This is a genomic window from Streptomyces sp. NPDC014882 (assembly GCF_043081325.1).
Taxonomy (GTDB): Bacteria; Actinomycetota; Actinomycetes; order Streptomycetales; family Streptomycetaceae; genus Streptomyces.
Genome location: NZ_JBIBWL010000012.1, coordinates 117748 through 137243 on the forward strand (window position 1 = coordinate 117748; position 19496 = coordinate 137243).

Annotated in this window: 22 protein-coding genes and 2 tRNA genes; 13 read left to right on the top strand and 11 right to left on the bottom strand. The window is 74.9% G+C overall.

Annotated elements, in window-relative coordinates:
* The first annotated feature begins 44 nt into the window (after positions 1 to 44).
* Positions 45 to 614, top strand: a complete 570-nt coding sequence (locus tag ACF09K_RS25275) for a GAF domain-containing protein (protein WP_392246946.1) — start codon at positions 45 to 47, stop codon at positions 612 to 614.
* 46 nt (positions 615 to 660) lie between these two features.
* Here the strand turns inward: ACF09K_RS25275 and ACF09K_RS25280 are convergent, their stop codons facing one another.
* Entirely contained in the window at positions 661 to 1266 is a 606-nt protein-coding gene (locus ACF09K_RS25280; RefSeq protein WP_392246948.1) for a GPP34 family phosphoprotein, read from the bottom strand.
* A gap of 204 nt (positions 1267 to 1470) precedes the next feature.
* On the opposite strand from ACF09K_RS25280, the gene tdh reads away from it, so the two are divergent.
* From tdh to ACF09K_RS25305, 5 genes are all read left to right on the top strand, one after another.
* Complete coding sequence (tdh, locus tag ACF09K_RS25285; RefSeq protein ID WP_392246950.1) at positions 1471 to 2499, top strand: L-threonine 3-dehydrogenase; 1029 nt, start codon at positions 1471 to 1473, stop codon at positions 2497 to 2499.
* Positions 2500 to 2527: 28 nt separating this feature from the next.
* Positions 2528 to 3727, top strand: a complete 1200-nt coding sequence (locus ACF09K_RS25290) for a glycine C-acetyltransferase (RefSeq protein WP_392246952.1) — start codon at positions 2528 to 2530, stop codon at positions 3725 to 3727.
* A 34-nt stretch (positions 3728 to 3761) separates the two neighbouring features.
* On the top strand, positions 3762 to 4664 hold the full coding sequence (locus tag ACF09K_RS25295; RefSeq protein ID WP_392246954.1) for a LysR family transcriptional regulator: 903 nt from the start codon (positions 3762 to 3764) through the stop codon (positions 4662 to 4664).
* Positions 4665 to 4901: 237 nt separating this feature from the next.
* Entirely contained in the window at positions 4902 to 5261 is a 360-nt protein-coding gene (locus ACF09K_RS25300) for an MmcQ/YjbR family DNA-binding protein (RefSeq protein ID WP_392246957.1), read from the top strand.
* A 109-nt stretch (positions 5262 to 5370) separates the two neighbouring features.
* Positions 5371 to 5444: transfer RNA gene (locus ACF09K_RS25305), tRNA-Pro, on the top strand.
* Between the two features lie 111 nt (positions 5445 to 5555).
* Here ACF09K_RS25305 and ACF09K_RS25310 read toward each other — a convergent pair.
* The 4 genes from ACF09K_RS25310 to ACF09K_RS25325 are packed head-to-tail and all read right to left on the bottom strand — an operon-like array spanning position 5556 to position 9093.
* Complete coding sequence (locus ACF09K_RS25310) at positions 5556 to 5996, bottom strand: (2Fe-2S) ferredoxin domain-containing protein (protein WP_392246959.1); 441 nt, start codon at positions 5994 to 5996, stop codon at positions 5556 to 5558.
* A 5-nt stretch (positions 5997 to 6001) separates the two neighbouring features.
* Positions 6002 to 6541, bottom strand: a complete 540-nt coding sequence (locus tag ACF09K_RS25315) for an NUDIX hydrolase family protein (protein WP_392246960.1) — start codon at positions 6539 to 6541, stop codon at positions 6002 to 6004.
* A gap of 7 nt (positions 6542 to 6548) precedes the next feature.
* Positions 6549 to 7688, bottom strand: a complete 1140-nt coding sequence (locus tag ACF09K_RS25320; RefSeq protein ID WP_392246961.1) for an amidohydrolase family protein — start codon at positions 7686 to 7688, stop codon at positions 6549 to 6551.
* 1 nt (position 7689) lies between these two features.
* On the bottom strand, positions 7690 to 9093 hold the full coding sequence (locus tag ACF09K_RS25325) for a glutamine synthetase (protein WP_392246963.1): 1404 nt from the start codon (positions 9091 to 9093) through the stop codon (positions 7690 to 7692).
* 212 nt (positions 9094 to 9305) lie between these two features.
* Between ACF09K_RS25325 and ACF09K_RS25330 the strand changes: the two genes are divergently transcribed.
* Complete coding sequence (locus ACF09K_RS25330) at positions 9306 to 10184, top strand: Cof-type HAD-IIB family hydrolase (RefSeq protein WP_392246964.1); 879 nt, start codon at positions 9306 to 9308, stop codon at positions 10182 to 10184.
* A 127-nt stretch (positions 10185 to 10311) separates the two neighbouring features.
* On the opposite strand, the gene ACF09K_RS25335 is transcribed toward ACF09K_RS25330, so the two are convergent.
* From ACF09K_RS25335 to ACF09K_RS25345, 3 genes are all read right to left on the bottom strand, one after another.
* The gene (locus ACF09K_RS25335; protein WP_392246966.1) at positions 10312 to 10644 is read right to left on the bottom strand and encodes a DUF3140 domain-containing protein; all 333 of its coding nucleotides are present in this window, start codon (positions 10642 to 10644) and stop codon (positions 10312 to 10314) included.
* A gap of 84 nt (positions 10645 to 10728) precedes the next feature.
* Entirely contained in the window at positions 10729 to 11211 is a 483-nt protein-coding gene (locus ACF09K_RS25340) for a Dps family protein (protein ID WP_392246968.1), read from the bottom strand.
* The gene (locus ACF09K_RS25345) at positions 11208 to 11498 is read right to left on the bottom strand and encodes a WhiB family transcriptional regulator (protein WP_392246970.1); all 291 of its coding nucleotides are present in this window, start codon (positions 11496 to 11498) and stop codon (positions 11208 to 11210) included. The genes ACF09K_RS25340 and ACF09K_RS25345 overlap by 4 nt, the downstream gene beginning before the upstream one ends.
* A gap of 325 nt (positions 11499 to 11823) precedes the next feature.
* On the opposite strand from ACF09K_RS25345, the gene ACF09K_RS25350 reads away from it, so the two are divergent.
* Positions 11824 to 13011, top strand: coding sequence for a thiolase family protein (locus tag ACF09K_RS25350; protein WP_392246972.1), 1188 nt, complete (start codon positions 11824 to 11826; stop codon positions 13009 to 13011).
* A gap of 264 nt (positions 13012 to 13275) precedes the next feature.
* The gene (locus ACF09K_RS25355; RefSeq protein WP_392246973.1) at positions 13276 to 14049 is read left to right on the top strand and encodes a sulfite exporter TauE/SafE family protein; all 774 of its coding nucleotides are present in this window, start codon (positions 13276 to 13278) and stop codon (positions 14047 to 14049) included.
* Positions 14050 to 14071: 22 nt separating this feature from the next.
* Here the strand turns inward: ACF09K_RS25355 and ACF09K_RS25360 are convergent, their stop codons facing one another.
* Entirely contained in the window at positions 14072 to 15115 is a 1044-nt protein-coding gene (locus ACF09K_RS25360) for an HAD-IIA family hydrolase (RefSeq protein ID WP_392246974.1), read from the bottom strand.
* On the opposite strand from ACF09K_RS25360, the gene ACF09K_RS25365 reads away from it, so the two are divergent.
* Positions 15019 to 15765: a cobalt-precorrin-6A reductase gene (locus ACF09K_RS25365; RefSeq protein WP_392246976.1), complete on the top strand. Its 747-nt coding sequence runs from the start codon at positions 15019 to 15021 to the stop codon at positions 15763 to 15765. The genes ACF09K_RS25360 and ACF09K_RS25365 overlap by 97 nt on opposite strands.
* 33 nt (positions 15766 to 15798) lie before the next feature.
* Here ACF09K_RS25365 and cobF read toward each other — a convergent pair whose 3' ends face one another.
* Both cobF and ACF09K_RS25375 read right to left on the bottom strand, forming a co-directional pair.
* Positions 15799 to 16572 (bottom strand): precorrin-6A synthase (deacetylating), encoded by a 774-nt coding sequence (gene cobF, locus ACF09K_RS25370; protein WP_392246978.1) that lies wholly within the window; start codon positions 16570 to 16572, stop codon positions 15799 to 15801.
* A 45-nt stretch (positions 16573 to 16617) separates the two neighbouring features.
* The gene (locus ACF09K_RS25375) at positions 16618 to 17124 is read right to left on the bottom strand and encodes a DUF309 domain-containing protein (protein WP_392246980.1); all 507 of its coding nucleotides are present in this window, start codon (positions 17122 to 17124) and stop codon (positions 16618 to 16620) included.
* Positions 17125 to 17222: 98 nt separating this feature from the next.
* Between ACF09K_RS25375 and ACF09K_RS25380 the strand changes: the two genes are divergently transcribed.
* From ACF09K_RS25380 to ACF09K_RS25390, 3 genes are all read left to right on the top strand, one after another.
* Positions 17223 to 17299: transfer RNA gene (locus tag ACF09K_RS25380), tRNA-Pro, on the top strand.
* Positions 17300 to 17474: 175 nt separating this feature from the next.
* Positions 17475 to 18047, top strand: a complete 573-nt coding sequence (locus ACF09K_RS25385) for a TetR/AcrR family transcriptional regulator (protein ID WP_356566548.1) — start codon at positions 17475 to 17477, stop codon at positions 18045 to 18047.
* 268 nt (positions 18048 to 18315) lie between these two features.
* Complete coding sequence (locus ACF09K_RS25390; protein ID WP_392246982.1) at positions 18316 to 19494, top strand: acyl-CoA dehydrogenase family protein; 1179 nt, start codon at positions 18316 to 18318, stop codon at positions 19492 to 19494.
* Positions 19495 to 19496 lie beyond the last annotated feature (2 nt).

The window sequence follows — 19496 nt, forward strand, 5'->3', positions numbered from 1 at the left end:
CCGGAGCCGCACATGCCGCACGTCCACAGCGACGGAGTCCGCCCATGAGCTACGACCCGCCCCGCCCGGCCGGTCGACTGCTGCTCACCCCCGACGACGAGGAGGCGCCCGCCCGCACCCTGCGGCTGCGCCGCCTCGGCCTGGGGGAGCGGGCCGAGCCCGGTCTGGACGCCTTCGCCGACCGCCTCGCCGAGGTGACCGGCGCGCCGTACGCGATGGTCAACTTCCTCTACGGGGAACGGCAGTTCTTCGCCGGCCTGCACACACCGCCCGGCGGCCCGGCCGCCCTCGGCGGCAAGCCGGAACTGGGCCGCCGGCTCGCCCGCGAGTACGGCTACTGCCCGCACGTCGTCGCGCGGCGCAAGGCACTGGTCCTGGAGGACGTCCGCGACTACCCGCGGTTCGCGGGCAATCCGGTCGTCGAGGAGTACGGCATCCGCTCCTACCTCGGCGCCCCGCTGATCGACACGGCCGGCATGGTGCTCGGCACGGTGTCCGTGGCCGATCTGACGCCCCGGCCCTGGGGCAGGGCGGGACTGGAGACCATCAAGGCGACCGCGGCGGACCTCGCCGGACGGCTGGAGCACCGGGAGGCCGGCGGGCCGCCCCGGTGACCCCGGCCGGGATCCGGCAGAGGCCCCGCCGCCGGAGGTCCCGCCGTCAGAAGCCCCGCCAGACGTTGTCGAAGGCGGCGTCCTCCACGGACCGCCGCTGCCGTACGGCGGTCAGCTCCGTGACCGCGTCGCCGACCGCGACCAGCACCGTCGCCACCCGGTCGGTCAGCGGGCCGGGGAAGCCGTCGCCCTCCTCCTCGCGGAGGCCGGTGGCGGTGGCCAGGCCCGCCAGGACGGGCTCGCCCGCGGCCCAGCGTTCGGCGGCGCGCCGCCGGGCCGGCGAGTCCACGGGCGCGCTCCGGCCGGACCGCCCGGCGAGCAGACGGCCGCGCGGGCGGGCCAGCACGCCGTCGGCCTCCGACCGGGCGGTGTAGGCCTCGGCCAGCCCCCGGCCGCGCCGCCACAGCCACTCCTCGACCGACTCGTACGGCTCCCGCCGCACCACCGAGGCCGCGGCCTCCGCGAGGAGCCGGTCGGCCGGGGCCGGCGCCGGGCCCGGCGCCACCCGGTCGCCGGCGAGGACGAGCACGTCCGCCTCCACCAGGTCGATCAGCTCGGCCCCCGCGAGGGCGAGGGAGAGTTCACCCCGCTCCACGGGGCGTGCGGGCGGCACGTCCAGCGAGACGATCAGCAGGTCCTGCGCCGTGGTCATGGGCTGTTCCCCCTCGGTCGGTTCCCCCTCAAGGGTGACACGGGGGCCGGGGTGTGAAGCGGAGCTGTGGCTCCGGTTAAGAAAGTCTCGATGGACCGCGCCGCCGCCGTGCGGCAGATTGCTACCGGATTCCACCCCTTCCCCCGCCGCGGGCGCCCTTCGGCATGCCCGGCGCGGGGGGCCCGATCGTCAGGAGCCGTACCGTTGAAGGCGCTGGTCAAGGAGAAGGCGGAGCCGGGTCTGTGGCTCGTGGACGTGCCGGAGCCCGCCGTCGGACCCGGTGACGTACTGATCAAGGTGCTGCGCACCGGCATCTGCGGCACCGATCTGCACATCCGGTCCTGGGACGGCTGGGCCCGGCAGACGATCCGCACCCCGCTCGTCCTCGGGCACGAGTTCGTCGGCGAGGTCGTCGAGACCGGGCGGGACGTTGCTGACATCAAGGCCGGCGACCGGGTGAGCGGCGAGGGGCACCTCGTCTGCGGCCGGTGCCGCAACTGCCTCGCCGGGCGCCGCCACCTGTGCCGGGCCACCGTCGGACTCGGCGTCGGCCGCGACGGCGCGTTCGCCGAGTACGTGGCGCTGCCCGCCGCCAACGTCTGGGTGCACCGCGTCCCCGTCGACCTCGACGTGGCGGCGATCTTCGACCCGTTCGGCAACGCCGTCCACACCGCTCTGTCCTTCCCGCTGGTCGGCGAGGACGTGCTGATCACCGGGGCCGGCCCGATCGGCCTGATGGCCGCCGCCGTCGCCCGGCACGCCGGTGCCCGCAACGTCGTCGTCACCGACGTCAGCGAGGAGCGCCTGGAACTCGCCCGCAAGATCGGCGCGAGCCTCGCCCTGAACGTCTCGGACGCGACCATCGCCGACGGACAGCGCGAACTGGGCCTGCGCGAGGGCTTCGACGTCGGGCTGGAGATGTCCGGCCGCCCCGAGGCGATGCGCGACATGATCGCCAACATGACGCACGGCGGCCGGATCGCCGTGCTGGGCCTGCCCACCGAGGAGTTCCCGGTCGACTGGGCCCGGATCGTCACCTCGATGATCACCATCAAGGGCATCTACGGCCGCGAGATGTTCGAGACCTGGTACGCGATGTCCGTGCTGCTGGAGGGCGGCCTCGACCTCGCCCCGGTGATCACCGGCCGCTACTCCCACCGCGACTTCGAGGCGGCGTTCGCCGACGCCGCGAGCGGCAGGGGCGGCAAGGTCATCCTCGACTGGACCGCGTAAGCCATCCGCTTTCCTAGGAGCTTCTGAGATGTTCGACTCCGTGCGCGACGACCTGCGCGCCACCCTCGACGAGATCCGCGCCGCCGGCCTGCACAAGCCCGAGCGGGTCATCGGCACCCCGCAGTCCGCCACCGTCGCCGTCACCGCCGGCGGCCGGCCCGGCGAGGTCCTCAACTTCTGCGCCAACAACTACCTCGGCCTCGCCGACCACCCCGAGGTGGTCGCCGCCGCCCACGAGGCCCTGGACCGCTGGGGCTACGGCATGGCGTCCGTGCGGTTCATCTGCGGCACCCAGGAGGTCCACAAGGAGCTGGAGGCACGGCTGTCCGCGTTCCTCGGCCAGGAGGACACGATCCTGTACTCCTCCTGCTTCGACGCCAACGGCGGCGTCTTCGAGACGCTGCTCGGCCCCGAGGACGCGGTGATCTCCGACGCCCTGAACCACGCCTCCATCATCGACGGCATCCGGCTCTCCAAGGCCCGCCGCTTCCGCTACGCCAACCGCGACATGGCCGACCTGGAACGGCAGTTGAAGGAGGCCGCCGAAGGGGGCGCCCGCCGCCGGCTGATCGTCACCGACGGCGTCTTCTCCATGGACGGCTACGTCGCCCCCCTCGCCGAGATCTGCGACCTCGCCGACCGCCACGACGCGATGGTCATGGTCGACGACTCCCACGCCGTCGGCTTCGTCGGCCCCGGCGGCCGCGGCACCCCCGAACTGCACGGCGTCATGGACCGCGTCGACATCGTCACCGGCACCCTCGGCAAGGCCCTCGGCGGCGCCTCCGGCGGCTACGTCGCGGCCCGCGCCGAGATCGTCGCCCTGCTGCGCCAGCGCTCCCGCCCCTACCTGTTCTCCAACACCCTCGCCCCGGTCATCGCCGCCGCCTCCCTCAAGGTCCTCGACCTGCTGGAGTCGGCCGACGACCTGCGCGTCCGGCTCGCCGAGAACACGGCCCTGTTCCGCCGCCGCATGACCGACGAGGGCTTCGACGTCCTCCCCGGCGACCACGCCATCGCGCCCGTGATGATCGGCGACGCGGCGCGGGCGGGCCGGATGGCCGAACTGCTGCTGGAGCGCGGGGTGTACGTGATCGGCTTCTCCTACCCGGTCGTCCCGCAGGGGCAGGCCCGCATCCGGGTCCAGCTCTCCGCCGCGCACTCCACGGCCGACGTCGACCGCGCCGTGGACGCCTTCGTGGCGGCGCGGGCGGAACTGGAGGCCTGACCCGCCGCCCCCGGCACCTTGCGATAATCGCTCCATGATCGAGGCGCGGCGGCTCCACATCCTGCGTGCGGTGGCCGACCACCGCACCGTGACGGCGGCTGCCGCCGCGCTCTACCTCACCCCGTCCGCCGTCTCCCAGCAGCTCACCGCCCTGGAACAGGAGACCGGCCACCGCCTGGTGGAACGCGGCGCCCGCGGCGTACGGCTCACCCCGGCCGGTGAGATCCTCCTCGCCCACGCCCACGCGGTCCTCGCCCAGCTGGAGCGGGCGGAGGCGGAACTGGCCGCCTACCGCTCGGGCGCGGCCGGCACGGTCACCGTGGCCGCCTTCGCCACCGGCATCGCCCTGGTCGTCGCGCCCGCCGTGGCCCGGCTCGCCGGCACCCACCCGGGGATCAGGATCCGCGTCCAGGACGCCGAGGGCGACGCCAGCCTGCCGATGGTCCTCGACCGGCAGGTCGACATCGCCGTGGCCGTCGAGTACCGGGGCGCGCCCGCCGCCGACGACCCGCGCCTCGCGCACGTCCCGCTCTACGCCGAGCCCTTCGACGCGGTCGTACCGGTCACCCACCGCCTCGCCGAGGACGCCGAGGTGCCGCTCGCCGAGCTGGCCAAGGACCCCTGGATCGGCCCCTACCCGGGCAACCCGTGCCACGACGTGGTCGTGCTGGCCTGCGAGCACGCCGGTTTCCAGCCCCGCCTGGAGCACTCCTCGGACGACTTCCGCGCGGTCGTGGCGCTGGCCTCCGCGGACGCGGGCGTGGCGCTGGTCCCGCGCTCGGCCCTGCGCGGCATGGACCTGACCGGCGTGGTCGTCCGCCCGGTCGACGGGGCGGCCCCGACCCGCCGCGTCTTCGCGGCCGTACGCCGGGGCGCCGAGGAGCATCCGCTGTTCCGCCCCGTGCTGGAGGCACTGACGGAGGTCACCCCCGGCTGAGCCTCCCCTGTCCGGGACAGCGTCCCGGACAGGGGACAGGCCGCCCCGGAAGAGGCGGAGCGGGACACCGGGACCGGCAGCCCCGCCGCACACCCCTACCGCACCGGGGGACGGAGCAGGGCGGGGGTCGTCCCCGACCACGCGGCCGACCCGTCCGGGGCCCTGCGGCAGGCCACCCTGCACTGCCAACACCCCACCCCGGCGCGACTGTCGGTGCCTGCCGCTAGCCTGCGCAACATGCCGGACGCCGAAGACGTACGCCGTGTCGCCCTGTCCCTGCCGGACACGGCCGAGAAGACCGCCTGGAACATGCCCACGTTCCGGGTCGCGGGAAAGATGTTCGCCACCCTCCCCGAGGACGAGACCTCCCTCGCCGTGCGCTGCCCCAAGGAGGAGCGCGACGAACTGGCCCTCGCCGAGCCGGGGAAGTTCTGGATCGCCGACCACGAGGCCCAGTTCGCCTGGATCCGGGTCCGGCTGGCCGCCCTGGAGGACGAGGCCGAACTGCGGGACATCCTCGCCGACTCCTGGCGCCAGGCCGCCCCGACGCGCCTGCTGGAGGCACACCCGGGACTGGGGGTGCCGGGAGAGGCCTGAGAAGCGTCGACGAGCGCGACCCCGGTAAACGCGTGCGCGATCACCGACCCGAGTGCGGTATTGTTTCCCTGCACGTCCGGCCGGGCGAAACCCCAGGTCAGACGGGCAACGGGACGTGGCGCAGCTTGGTAGCGCACTTGACTGGGGGTCAAGGGGTCGCAGGTTCAAATCCTGTCGTCCCGACTTTGCGAAGTCGTGGGGCCGAGGCCGTCTTCTCCGTACGGGGAAGGCGGCCTTCGCCGTGTCCGCGGCCGCCGGCGGCCGCGGACCGTCGGCGAACCGCCGGCCGCCCCGTCACCCGCGGGCGCGGCCGCGGGTGGGGGCCGGGCGGGGCGGGCTGATGAACTGGAGCTCCAGGGCCGCCGGGGGCCCGGCGACACCCGGGCCGCCCGCCGCCGCCCAGGCCAGGATCTCCTCGGTGCAGTCGTCGTCCGTCGCGAAACCGATCCAGGTGGCCCGGCCGCCCGCCCGGCGGCCCGCGCCGGACGGCTGGACGACGATCACGTTGGCCCGGTCGCAGGGACCCAGACAGTCCGTCGTGCGGACCGCGAAGGCGCCCGCCGACGCGGCCGCCGCCGCGCGCAGGCGCTCCAGCTGCCAGGCGTGGTCGTAGCCGGGGTTCTTGCGGGCGTCACCGCAGCAGCAGCCCCGGCAGACCACCAGGGTGCACGGCCGGCGCGCGGCCGCGCCGACCGACACCACGCGCGGGGCGGGCAGGGCGGGACGCGGTCCCACGCCGGTCAGGACGCCGACTGGCCGACGTGGGCCAGCGCCTGCCGCAGCAGGAAGCCGTGCCCGCCCGGCATCTCGCTCTGCACCGCGGGCGAGACCGCCTCCTGCGGGTCGAACCACACCAGGTCCAGGGCGTCCTGCCGGGGCCGGCAGTCACCGGTCACCGGCACGATGTACGCCAGCGACACCGCGTGCTGACGCGGGTCGTGGTACGGCGTGACGCCCTGCGTGGGGAAGTACTCCGCGACCGTGAAGGGCTGCAGGGACGCCGGGACGCGGGGCAGCGCCATGGGGCCGAGGTCCTTCTCCAGGTGTCGCAGCAGGGCGTCGCGGACCCGTTCGTGGTGCAGGACCCGGCCCGAGACCAGGGTCCGGCTGACGTTGCCGTCCGGTCCTATCCGCAGCAGCAGGCCGATCCTGGTGACTTCGCCGCTGTCGTCGACGCGCACGGGCACGGCCTCGACGTACAGGATCGGCATGCGGGAGCGGGCGAGTTCGAGTTCGTCCTGGCTCAGCCAGCCGGGCGTGGTATCGGTCAAGTCTGACATTGCTTGATCATACTTTCAGTCCGTCGGGAAGCCGGTAGACCCGGTGGGCGTTGTCCGCCCCGGCCCACCGTGCCAGGCGCAGCGCGTCGGGCAGGTCCAGTTCGTCGGCGTCCACCCGGTCCTGGAGCAGATCCCCCAGTCCCCGGCGGAACGCCAGCGCGCCGAGCCCGTAGAACTCGGCCACGCCGTAGGCGTCGGAGCTGTACAGCAGCTTGTGGAACGGGGTGATCTCCAACGCCTCCTCCAGGACCGCCCGCGCGCGCACCGGGCCGACGTGGTGCAGGGTGAGCCCCACGTCCAGGTACACCTGCTCGAACACCGCGGCCAGGTAGGCGGCCTGCCGCTGGTAGGGCCAGCAGTGCAGGAGCAGCACGGGGATCGTGCCCGCGATCAGGCGCAGCCAGTCCGTCAACCGGGCCGGATCCGCCCGGTGCAGGCGGATGTCGCCGTCGCCGAAGCCGGTGTGCAGCTGGAGCGGCAGTCCCAGGTCGACGGCGGTCCACAGCAGGTGCCGCACCAGCACGGGCTCCGCCAGGCGTCCGCCGCGCGCCAGCCAGCGCCGCGCCGCGCGGGTCACCTCCGCGTCCGCGGGCCGGGCCGGGTCGAGGTCGAAGCCGGTGCGGTACGCGGCCACCGACTTCACCGCCACCACGCCGGGCGCGCGCACCGCCTCCCGCGCGGCCGCCCGGAACGCGTCGCCGTACCCGTCCGCCTCGACGCCCCGCGCGGCCACGGCCTCGGCGACCGTCTCCAGCCGGACGACCTCGCGGGCCGTCCCGCCCGCCGCGTCGGCGAGTTCGGCCGGTGCGGTGAGGCCGTCCGGCGGGAGACCGGTGTCCACGCAGAACACGCCGGTGCGGGCGGCCGTCAGGAACCGCCGGTTCACCTCCCGCGGCCCCAGCTCGGCCCGCCGCTCCAGGTAGGCGTCGGCCGGGGCGTGCCGCTCCAGGTCCAGCAGGGGCGCGCAGTGGCGCCGTACGGCCACGCCCGCCGGGGTGTCGAACGGGGAACTGCCCGGCCAGCGTCCGCCCTCCGTGAGCAGCGCCTCGAAGCCCGGCCGGTCCAGCGGGGCGGTGGCCACGCCGTGGCAGTGGTGGTCGACCAGCTCCAGCCGGGCGAGGGCCTCGTGGACCGGTCCGCCGCCCACGTCAGTACACCCAGCGGTAGGCAGCCGCCACCCGCTCGTCGTCCAGCCCGGCCACGCCCTCGATCTCGCCCTGCCGTACGGCGGTCACCGCGTCGGCGAGGACCGGGCCCAGCGCGGCCCGCAGCACCCCGTCCGCGCGGAACTCCGCGACCGCCTCGTCCAGCGTGGCCGGCAGCCGGCGCACGCCCCGCGCCGAGGCCTCCTCCGGGGGCAGCCGGGCCGGATCGCCGGTGGTCTCCTCGGGCAGGACCGCGCCCGAGGCGACGCCGTCCAGGCCCGCGGCGATGAGGCAGCCGAGGGCGAGATAGGGGTTGGCGGCCAGGTCGACCGGCTTCACCTCCAGGTTCGCCAGCTCGGCACGCCGGCCCGCGGTGCCCCGCACCAGCCGGATCGCCGCCTCGCGGGTCTCCAGGCCCCAGGCGGTGAACACGCCCGCCCACTGGGAGGGCCGCAGCCGCAGCCGGCTGGCGGGGCTCGGCGCGGTCACCGCCGTGAGCGCCGGGAGGTGGGCGAGGACACCGGCCGCGAAGGCCTCCGCGTCGGCCGTCATGCCGTACCGGCGGCTGCCGCCGCCGTGCAGGTTGGTGCCGTCGCGCCAGGCGGAGAGGTGGACGTGGCCGCCGTTGCCGACGCCCCGCGCCAGCACGGCGGGGGAGAAGGAGACCCGCAGACCGTGCCGGCGGGCCACCGCGCGGATCGTCTGGCGCACCAGCACGCTGCGGTCGGCCGCCGCCACCGGGTCCAGGGCGGCCACCGAGATCTCGAACTGGCCCGGCCCGTACTCGGGATGGACCTGGTCGACGTCCACGCCCTGGGCCGCGCACGCCGCCAGCAGCTCGGCGGCGCAGTCGCTCAGCTCCACCTGCCGGATCGCGCCGTACGCCGGCCCGGGGGCGGCGGGGACGAACTCGCCGGGCGGCGCCGAGTCCAGGCCCACCGACCACTCGATCTCGATGCCGGCCTTGAAGGCGAGACCGTGCGCGCGGGCCGCCCCGGCGACGGTGCGGCGCAGGAAGGTGCGGGAGCAGCCCGGGTGCGGCTCGCCGTCCTGGGTGATGCGGTCGACCGGCGCCCACGCCCAGCCGGGCTGTGCGGCCAGCACCACCAGCCGGTCCAGGTCCGGGTAGAGGCGCAGGTCGCCGTCGGGGGAGCCGAGGACGTCGGTGGTGACGCTGCGGTCGTCGGCGAGGAAGGTGTCGAACACCGGCGACATCCCCACGCCCCAGGCCGCCGCGGAGGCCAGTCCCGCGGTCGGGACCGTCTTCACCCGGCCGACGCCCGCGGTGTCGACGTAGGCCAGGACGATGCCGTGCACACCCCGGCCCGCCAGTTCACCGCTGAGCGCCCTGGCCCGTTCGACGTCGCCGGGGCGGCCGCCGGGGAGGGGATCGGTGAGGGTGGTCATGTCGGCCTCCAGGATCGCGTCGGCGCGCACGGGCGGTGCCGGTCAGGGTTTCACGGCCGCCGCGCCGTACCGCGGCACCACGCCCCCGTCGTCCGCCGTGGTGCCGCCGGGTGATCACCTGCGTCCCGGGACCGGGCGCGCCCGGGGGCCGCGGGCGGCCCGGGGCCCCCGGTAGGGTGACAATCCGGTCACCCCCGTACAGGAAGCAGGACATGCCCTACTCCCACGCCCCCCGGTCGACCGCACCCGCGCCGGCGGCCGGCGGCGCCGACATCCGTCTCGTCGTCACCGACATGGACGGCACGCTGCTCGACGACGACAAGCGGACGCCCGACGGGCTCCGGGAGGTCCTCGCGCTGCTGCGGGAGCGCGGCGTGCTGTTCAGCCCCGCCAGCGGTCGGCAGTACGCGACGCTGGCGCGGGAGTTCGCCGAGGTGGCCGACGGGATGGTCTTCATAGCGGAGAACGGCACCTACGTCGTCCGCGACGGCGAGGAGCTCAGCTCCGACCCGCTGGACCCCGCCGTGGTCGTCCGCGTCGTCGAGACCGTGCGGCGGCTCGCGGCGGGCGGCGCGGACGTCGGGGCCGTCGTCTGCGGGAAGCGGTCCGCGTACGTCGAGCGGGCCGACGGGGCCTTCCTCACGGAGGTCGGCCGGTACTACCTGCGCCACCGGGTCGTCGAGGACGTCGCCGCCGTCGAGGACGACATCATCAAGGTCGCCCTGTTCGACTTCGGTCCGGTGACGGAGACCACCGCACCGGCCCTGGCGCCGTTCACGGACACCCACCAGGTCGTCGTCTCCGGCGAGCACTGGGTCGACGTCATGAACCGCACCGCCAACAAGGGCGTCGCCCTGCGCCGGCTCCAGGACGAGCTGGGCATCACGCCCGCGCAGACCGTGGTGTTCGGCGACTACCTCAACGACCTGGAGATGCTGGACGCCGCCGACTGGTCCTTCGCCATGGCCAACGCCCATCCGGAGGTCGTCCGGCGGGCCCGCCACCTGGCCCCCTCCAACAACGACAACGGGGTGCTGCGCACCCTGGTCCGGCTTCTCGACCTGCCGGTGACCGGGCTGCGGCCGCTCTGACCGCTCTCACCGCCCCGACCGCTCTCGCTGCTCCGACCGCCACGGCCGCTCCGACCCGGCGCGTCGCGGCCGGGTGGGAGTGAGAGCCGGACGCCGCGCGGTTCTCCCGGGCGCGGCGCCCGGCCGTTCAGGGTTTGAGCGGGTCGTGGCCGATCGTCATGAGGCGGTGGCGCAGGGCGGTGTCCTCGGCCGCGGGCTCGTCCGCCACGTCGGTCTCGTCGTCGACCGTCTCCACCACCTCCCGCATCACGCGGAGGTCGTCCTTCGTGAGGTCGGTGCGCCGCTTCTGGAGGATCGCCAGCACGTGCCGGCCGGTCGGGGTGCCCGCCGCCCCGGGCAGCGCCTCCGTGGTCTCGCCGGAGTCCCGCACCCGCAGCCAGGCGGCCAGCTCCTGCGAGGTCATGTTGACCACGCGGTGGAAGTCCTCCCACAGCGCGTCGAGTTCGAGGGCGTCGGTCATGGCGTGCCTTCCGTCGTGCCGCCGCGTCGCGCGTGCCGCGGTGTCGTGTCCCTGAGTTCCGGGGTCCGGGGTCCGGGTCGGCGGTCAGTCCTCGCGCGGCCAGTTCTCCGCCTCGAACATCCACCGCTGCTTCTCCAGCTCGGCGGTGATGCCGATCAGCAGGTCCTGGGTGACGGGGTCGGCCTTCTCGGTCGCCCCGATCCGTTCCCGCAGCCGGCCGATGGCCGCGCCCAGCGCCTCCGCGATCACCCGCACCACGTCCTCGTCGCGCAGCCAGCCGCCCTTCGGGGACGGCAGCGTGAACGCCGACGCGATCGTCTCCGGGCGGCCGTCCGGCGGCAGGCCGATCGCGGCGGCCCGCTCGGCGGCCGTGTCGGCGAAGGAACGGGCGGCCGTGACCACCTCGTCGAGCTGGAGGTGGATCGAACGGAACCGGGGGCCGACGATGTTCCAGTGCGCCTGCTTGCCGATCAGGGAGAGGCCCAGCAGGTCGACGAGCGTGCCCTGCAACGCGTCGTAGGTGACCTGGCGGGCCGGTTCGGGCAGCGGGCTCTTGACGACGGTCATACGGCGGTCCTCCTTCTCACGTCGTCCCGTGCGGTACGGAGCAGGTCGGCGCGTTCCGCCTCGTCGGTGCCGCCCCACACGCCGGACAGCTGGCCGCTGTCGAGGGCGTACGCCAGGCAGTCGGCGGTCACCGGGCACCGTCCGCAGACCCGTTTGGCGTCCGCGGTCTCCCGCAGCGCCGGCCCGGACGTGCCCACGGGGAAGAACAACTCGGGGTCCTCGCCGTTGCAGGCGGCCCTGCGCAACCACTCCATGGGGGCGCGGGTGCCCAGGGCGATTCGCCGCAAACGCGGCTCCCGGCGGCGCGAACGCGCCTCCCGGCGGAGGCGGCCCGGAGGGCGGGACCGTGCACGCGGGCCCGTAGGGCCACGGGGCGGTGCGCGCCGGGCCGCGGGGCCGCGGGCGGTGCTGCGGGGCCGTGCGGGCGGTCCCGCGGGCGGGTGCTGCGGCGCCGGGCGTGCGGGGCCGCGGGGCGGCCCGTGTCGCCGCCCGGTGGCCTTCCCCCAGGGTGCGGCGGCGGTCTATAGTCCGAAACTAGCAGCGCTAATTAATCTGCCTAATCTGCCTAATCTGCCGCACCACAGTGTCGTCGTCGGTCAGGAGTCCCCAGTCGTGCGTCCCGTCCACTTCGCGGCCGCCCGCCGCACCCCCATCGGCAAGCTGCGCGGCGCCCTGTCCGCCGTACGGCCCGACGACCTCGCCGCGGGCGTCATCCGCGGCCTGGTCGCCGACCTGCCCGCGCTCGATCCGGCCCGGATCGACGACGTGTACTGGGGTGCCGCCAACCAGGCCGGCGAGGACAACCGCAACGTCGCCCGCATGGCCGCGCTGCTGGCCGGACTCCCCGAGACCGTCCCCGGCGCCACGGTGAACCGGCTGTGCGCCTCGGGCATGGAGGCGGTCACCGCCGCCGCCCGCACGATCGCCGCCGGCGAGGCCGAGATCGTGCTCGCGGGCGGCTCCGAGTCGATGAGCCGCGCGCCCTTCGTCCTCGCCCGCCCCGACGAGGCCCTCCCGCACCGGGTGGAGACCGTCGACACCCGGCTCGGCTGGCGCCTGGTCAACCCCGCCATGAAGGACCTGCACGGCCTGCTGGCGATGGGCGAGACCGCCGAGGAGGTCGCCGAACGGTACGGCGTCCCCCGCGAGCGCCAGGACGACTTCGCGCTCCGCAGCCACCGGCGTGCCGCGCTCGCCCGCGACAAGGGCCACTTCGACGACGAGATCCTGCCGGTCCGGCTCCCGGACGGCACCGTCGTCGACACCGACGAATGCGTCCGGGAGGACACCTCCTACGACAAGCTCGCCCGGCTGCGGCCCGTCTTCCGGCCGGGCGGCACGGTCACCGCGGGCAACGCCTCCCCGATGAACGACGGCGCCGCCGGTCTCCTCCTCGTCAGCGAGGAGGCCCTGAACACGCTGGGCCTGGAGTCCCTCGGCCGCTACGTCGCGGGTGCCTCCGCCGGTGTCCACCCCGACGTGATGGGCATCGGCCCGGTCCCCGCGACCCGCAAGGCGCTGGACCGCGTCGGGTGGAGCGTCGGCGACCTCCAGGAGGCCGAGTTCAACGAGGCGTTCGCCGCGCAGGCGCTGGCCTGCGTGGACCAGCTCGGCATCGACCCCGAACTGGTCAACCCCAGCGGCGGCGCGATCGCCCTCGGCCATCCGCTCGGCTGTTCCGGGGCGCGCATCCTCACCACCCTGCTGCACCGGATGCGGCGCACGGGCGCGGAGCGGGGCCTGGCGACCATGTGCGTCGGGGTGGGGCAGGGGAGCGCGGTGCTGGTCGAGCGGCACTGACGCACCACGACGGGGCGGCCCGGCGACCGGGCGGCCATGCGGTCCGGCGACCGGGCGGCCGTGCGGTCCGATGGCCGGGCGACCGGACGGTCCGATGGCCTGGTGGGACGGTGGCCGTGCGACCCGGCGATCGTGCCGCTCGGCGGCCGTGCGGCGGCCGTGCGGCCTCGTGGCCCCGCGGCCCGATGGCCCGGTGACCCCGCGGCCGCCGGGCGGGAGGCTCCTCACCGCGGCCGATCAGGTGTGCGTAGCATCGGTCCCCGCATGAACACGATGACGTTGTGGCACATCACCGGCTGGGAGTTCGCCGTCCTCGCCCTCGCGGCCCTCCTGGTCGGCTTCTCCAAGACGGCCGTCAGCGGGGCCAACACGGTCAGCCTGGCGATCTTCGCCGCGGTGCTGCCCGCCCGCGCCTCCACCGGTGTCCTCCTGCCGATCCTGATCGCCGGGGACGTACTGGCCGTCCTCACCTACCGGCGCCACGCCCACTGGCCCACGCTGTGGCGGCTGTTCCCGGCGGTGGCCGCCGGTGTCGTCGTCGGCACGCTGTTCCTGATGCGGGCCGACGACGCGACCGTGCGCACCTCCATCGGCGCGATCCTGCTGTTCATGGCCGGGGTCACGGTGTGGCGGCGGCGCACCGCAGAGGCGGCCGACGACCCGGACGCCGTGGTGACGCGCGCCGGCCGCCTGAAGGCCCGCTCCTACGGCGTCCTCGGCGGCTTCACCACGATGGTCGCCAACGCGGGCGGCCCGGTGATGTCGATGTACCTGCTGTCGGCGGGCTTCCGCAAACTCGGCTTCCTCGGCACCTCCGCCTTCTTCTTCCTCATCGTCAACGTCTCCAAGGTGCCGTTCAGCGTGGGCCTCGGCCTGATCGACGGCCGTTCGCTGCTGCTGGACGCGGCGCTGGCCGCGTTCGTCGTCCCCGGAGCGCTGCTCGGCAGGTGGGCGGTGCACCGCATCGACCAGCTGCTGTTCGAGCGGCTCGTCATCGCGGCGACCGTGGTCGGCGGCCTCCAACTGCTCCTGCGCTGACCGACCGCTACCGCACCGGCCGCTACCGCACCGGCCGCAGCCGGGCCAGCAGCGCGGGCAGGTCCGCGAACGAGTCGACGACGTGGTCCGGGGCGCCGTCGGCCGCCGCCAGCGCCTCCGGCAGGAACTTGCCGGTCCTGACCAGCACCCCGCCGATCCCCGCCCGCTGCGCCGCGAGGACGTCCGACTCGACGTCGTCGCCCACCATCAGCGCCTCGCCGGCGCCCGCCCCGAGGCGCCCCAGCGCGGCCGCGAAGAACGCCGGCGACGGCTTCCCCGTCACCTCGGCCGTCACCCGCGCGGCCGCCTCCAGCCCCGCGAGGAACGCCCCGGCGTCCAGCCGCAGTCCCGCGTCGGTGCGCCAGTACAGGTTGCGGTGCATCGCCACCAGCCGGGCGCCCCGCCGGAGATGCCCGAAGACCCGGTCCAGTGCCTCGTACCCGAACGCGGGGCCCGCCCCGCCGAGGACCACCACGTCCACGCCGTCCGCGTCGAGGCCGACCAGGTTCACTCCGGCGAGGTCCTCCTCGACGTCACCGCTGTTCAGCAACGCGCACCGGGCGCCCGGGAACCGCTCGGCGAGGTGGGCGGCGGTCGCGGCCGGCGCGGTGAGGACGTCCCCGGCCTCCACCGGGAACCCGGCGTCCGCCAGCGTCGCCGCGATCGAGGCCCGGGTGCGCGAGGTCGTGTTCGTGACGAGGGCGACGCCGAGCCCGGCCTCCCGCACCGCCCGCAGCGCCTCCACCGCCCCCGGGAGCGGCTTCCAGGAGACGGTGAGGACCCCGTCGACGTCGATCAGGACGGCCCGCACGCCACGCACAGCTCCCATACGGGGACGATAGCGCCGGGTCCGGCGGCCCGCCGGAAGGATCATCCCGGTGCTGCCCGGTGCTGCCCGGTGCTGCCCGGTGCCGTCCGGGACCGGCCCCCGCGCGTCCGCCGCCGCCTCCGCCTCGTACGCTCGACGCCATGTCCGCCCACGTCCTGGTCCTCGGCGGCACCACCGAGGCCCGCGAACTGGCCGCCGCCCTCGCGGCCCGCCCCGGTGTCCGGGTGACCTCGTCACTGGCGGGGCGGGTGTCCCGGCCCGGGGCGCTCGCCGGGGACGTCCGCAGCGGCGGGTTCGGCGGGGCCGACGGGCTCGCCGCCTGGCTGGCCGAGCACGGTGTGGACGCCGTGGTCGACGCCACCCACCCCTTCGCCGCCGGCATCACCGCGAACGCGGCGCGCGCCGCGACCGCCGCCGGACGGCCCCTGGTCGTGCTGCGCAGGCCGGGCTGGCGGCCCGGCCCCGGCGACCGCTGGCACCCCGTGGGCTCGCTGGCGGAGGCGGCGGAACTGCTGCCCGGCCTCGGCGGCCGCGTCCTGCTGACGACGGGACGCCTGGGCCTCGCGGCCTTCGCGCACCTCACCGGGCCGCACTTCGTCGTCCGGTCCGTGGAGCCGCCCGCGCCGCCGATGCCGCCGGACACCGAACTCGTCCTGGCCCGGGGCCCGTTCACCGTCACCGACGAGCTGGCGCTGCTGCGGGAGCACCGTATCGACGTGCTGGTCACGAAGGACAGCGGGGGAGCGGCGACGGCCGCGAAACTGACGGCCGCCCGTCGGCTGGGCCTGCCCGTCGTGGTCGTACGGCGCCCGCCGCTGCCGGACGGCGTGACGGCGGTGCCGGACGTGGCCGGGGTGCTGGAGCGGCTGGGGCTCGGCACACCGTGACGCGGTGCCGGCCCCGCCCTCCCGTCGCCCCGGTCAGTCGCCCCGGGGGTTACGGCGCAGCAGGTACGTGTCCATGATCCAGCCCTTGCGTTCGCGTGCCTCGGCGCGCAGGCGCTCGATGCGGGGGGCGGCCTCGGCGAGCGGGCCGGAGACCAGGATCTCGTCCGGGGTGCCGATGTAGGCGCCCCAGTAGATGTCGATGTCCTGGTCGGCGTACCGGCGGAAGGTCTGGTGGGCGTCGAGCATCACGACCACGTCGTCCACCCCCTTCGGGAACCCCTCGGCGAGCCGCCGCCCGGTGGTGATCTGCACCGGGCGGGCCACCCGGTTCAGGCCCGTGCGGTGGCGGGCGACGAGCGCCGAGACACTGCTGACGCCGGGTATTACGTCGTACGTGAAGGTCACCGTGCCCCGCGCCAGCACCTCCTCCAGGATGCCGAGCGTGCTGTCGTACAGCGCGGGGTCGCCCCACACCAGGAACGCGCCGCTCTCGTCCTCGCCGAGCTCCTCGGCGATCAGCCGCTCGTAGATCCCGGCGCGGGCGCTGCGCCAGTCGCCGACGGCGGGGGAGTACGCGGTGCCGCCCGCACGGCGGTCCCGCTCCGGGTCGCGGGCCTCCACGACCCGGTAGCCGCCCTCCGGCAGGTGCGTGTCCAGCATGTCCCTGCGCAGCCGTGTGAGGTCGCTCTTCACCTCCCCCTTGTCGAGGACGAAGAACACGTCCGTGCCGCGCAGCGCCCGGACCGCCTGGAGGGTCAGCTGGTCGGGGTCGCCCGCGCCGATACCGATGACATGAATCGTTCGCACGGCCCCGAGTCTGCCGTACGCCACCGGCGGTGACGGTGGCGGGTGTCAGCGCAGCCGCGGCGCCGCGGCCCGCGCGTCCACCGCCGTCCCCGACTCCTCCACCTCGCCCGCCAGCCGCCGCGCCCAGCCGGCCAGCCCCGCGAGGTCCATCCCGTACGGGTCCCACCGCCCGGAGGCGCCGGCCCACTCCTCCACGGACGCCGCCCCGCGCCGCAGCAGCCGCGGCCCGCCCGTCAGGTTGCCGCGGGCGGCATGGGTGAGACCGACCGCGAGCTGGGCCAGCCCCCGCCACAGCGCGCGCTCCGCCTCCGGACCCGACTTCCAGGCGTCCTCGAACACCTCGTGCGCGTGGAACGGCTTCCCGGCGTCCAGCAGCGCCTGCGCCTCGGCGACACTCTCCCGCGGACGGCGCACGACGCCCTCGGGCTGGCGCTCCACCCCGGCCGCCCCGTACGGCAGCGGACGTCCCAGCCCGTCCCGGGGCCGCGCGCTGCGCGCCCGCCCCTCCTCGTCCCGGTCCCGCGCGTCCTGGCCTTCTCGCGTGCTGCCCATGGGGCGATTGTCCCGCGCCGGCGCCCCTTTCGGCGCAGCGCCCGGTGTGGGGTAAAGTGCTGTTCGCGCGATCACGCGGGAATCCGCGGGAAGCGCACCGGGACGTGGCGCAGCTTGGTAGCGCACTTGACTGGGGGTCAAGGGGTCGCAGGTTCAAATCCTGTCGTCCCGACCAGCGACATCGCAGGTCGGAAGCCGCTTTCTCACTCGTGAGGAGGCGGCTTCGGTGCGTCCGGGGGGCGCTCTCCGGCGCGGTGCGGTGCGGTGCGGGCGCCGGGGCCGCGTGTACCGGGGTCTCCCGCATCGAGGTCTCCCGCACCGGGGTGCGGGGGCGCGGATATTCTGGGACCATGCCGTCCCCCCGCCGCACCGCCCGACAGGCCGACCTGCTGGAACGACTCGTCGCGCTGCTGACGGCGGAGGGGTTCTCCGACCTCACCCTGGACGATCTCGCCGAGCGGCTGCGCTGCTCCAAGACCACCCTGTACCAACTGGCCCGCAGCAAGCAGGGGCTGGTCGTGGAGGCGGTCAAGCACTACTTCCGGGGCGCGACCGAGGCCGTGGAGAAGCGGGTGGCGCAGACCGGCGACCCCTCCGACCGCGTCCGCGTCTACCTGACGGCCGTCGCCGAGCAACTGCGCCCGCTGTCCCGCCGTTTCCTCGACGACGTGGCCGAGTTCCCGCCCGCGCGCGAGGTGTACGAGGCCAACACGCGCATGGCGGCGGAACGGGTGCGCCGGCTGATCGCGGAGGGCGTCTCCGACGGCGCCTTCCGCGAGGTGCACACCGCCTTCGTCGGCGAGGTCGCCGCCGCCACCATGCGCCAGATCCAGCAGGGCGAACTGAAGGCGCGCACCGGGCTGACCGACGCCGAGGCGTACGAGCAGCTCGCCTCGCTCATCGTGCACGCCGTCTCCTCCTGAGAGCGGCGGCTCCGGCTGCTCCGGCGACTCCGGTTCCGTCCGCCCCGGTCCTGTCCGCCCCACCCTGTCCGCCCTCACCCTGCCCGCCCCGGTCCCTCGTCCGTTCCGGTTCGGTTCGGTCTGGTTTGGTTCGGTCCGGTTCGCCCGGATTCCGTCCGCCTCGGTTCCGTTTCCTCCGATCCCGTGCGCGGATGCCCCGGCGCGCCCGTGTGCAGTACTGTGAATGATACTTTCGTACTCCTTCCAGTATCACTTCGTGGAGGTCGACATGCCTGCCACTCGCGCACTGCCCACCGAGGAAGCCGTCGACCTCGTCGAACTCACGCGCACCCTCGCCGCCAGGGAACTCGCGCCCCGGGTCGCCGACGCGGAGGCGGACGGCGCGTTCCCGCGGGACGTCTTCCGCACCCTCGGGCGCAGCGGCCTGCTCGGGCTGCCCTTCGCCGAGGAGCACGGCGGGGCGGGACAGCCGTACGAGGTGTACCTCCAGGTCCTGGAGGAGGTCGCCGCGGTCTGGTCCAGCGTGGCCGTGGGGATCTCGGTGCACGCGCTGTCCTGCTTCCCGCTGGCCCGCTTCGGCACCGAGGAGCAGCGGCGCAAGTGGCTGCCCGAGATGCTGGGCGGAGAACTGCTCGGCGCGTACTGCCTGTCCGAGCCGCACGCCGGCTCGGACCCGGCGGCGATGCTCACGCGCGCCGTCCGCGACGGCGACGAGTACGTCCTCAACGGCGCCAAGGCGTGGACGACGCACGGCGGGTACGCCGACTTCTACACGGTCATGGCCCGCACCTCCGACGACCGCGCCCGCGGCGTCTCCTGCTTCCTCGTCCCGGCGGACACCCCGGGGCTCAGCGCCGACCCGCCGGAGCGGAAGATGGGCCTGACGGGGTCGGCGACGGCCACCATGCGCCTCGACGACGTGCGGGTGCCCGTCGAACGGCGGATCGGGGAGGAGGGGCAGGGCTTGAGGATCGCGCTCGCCTCCCTGGACTGCGGCAGGCTCGGCATCGCCGCCGTCGCCACCGGCCTCGCCCAGGGCGCCCTGGACCACGCGGTGCGCTACGCCCGCGAGCGGGAGACCTTCGGCAAGCCGATCATCGAGCACCAGGGCCTGGCCTTCGTCCTCGCCGACATGGGGGCGGCGACCGAGTCGGCGCGCGCCATGGCGCTCTCCGCCGCCCGGCTCAAGGACGCGGGCCTGCCCTTCACCCGGGAGGCGTCCGTCGCCAAGCTCGTGGCCACCGACAACGCCATGAAGGTGACCACGGACGCGGTGCAGGTCCTCGGCGGGTACGGATACACCCGCGACTTCCCCGTCGAGCGCTTCATGCGCGAGGCGAAGGTCATGCAGATCTTCGAAGGAACCAATCAGATCCAGCGCATGATCATCTCGCGTGCGCTGGACCGGAACGAGGGCGGTGCGCTCACCGTCCTCGGCAAGGAGTGATG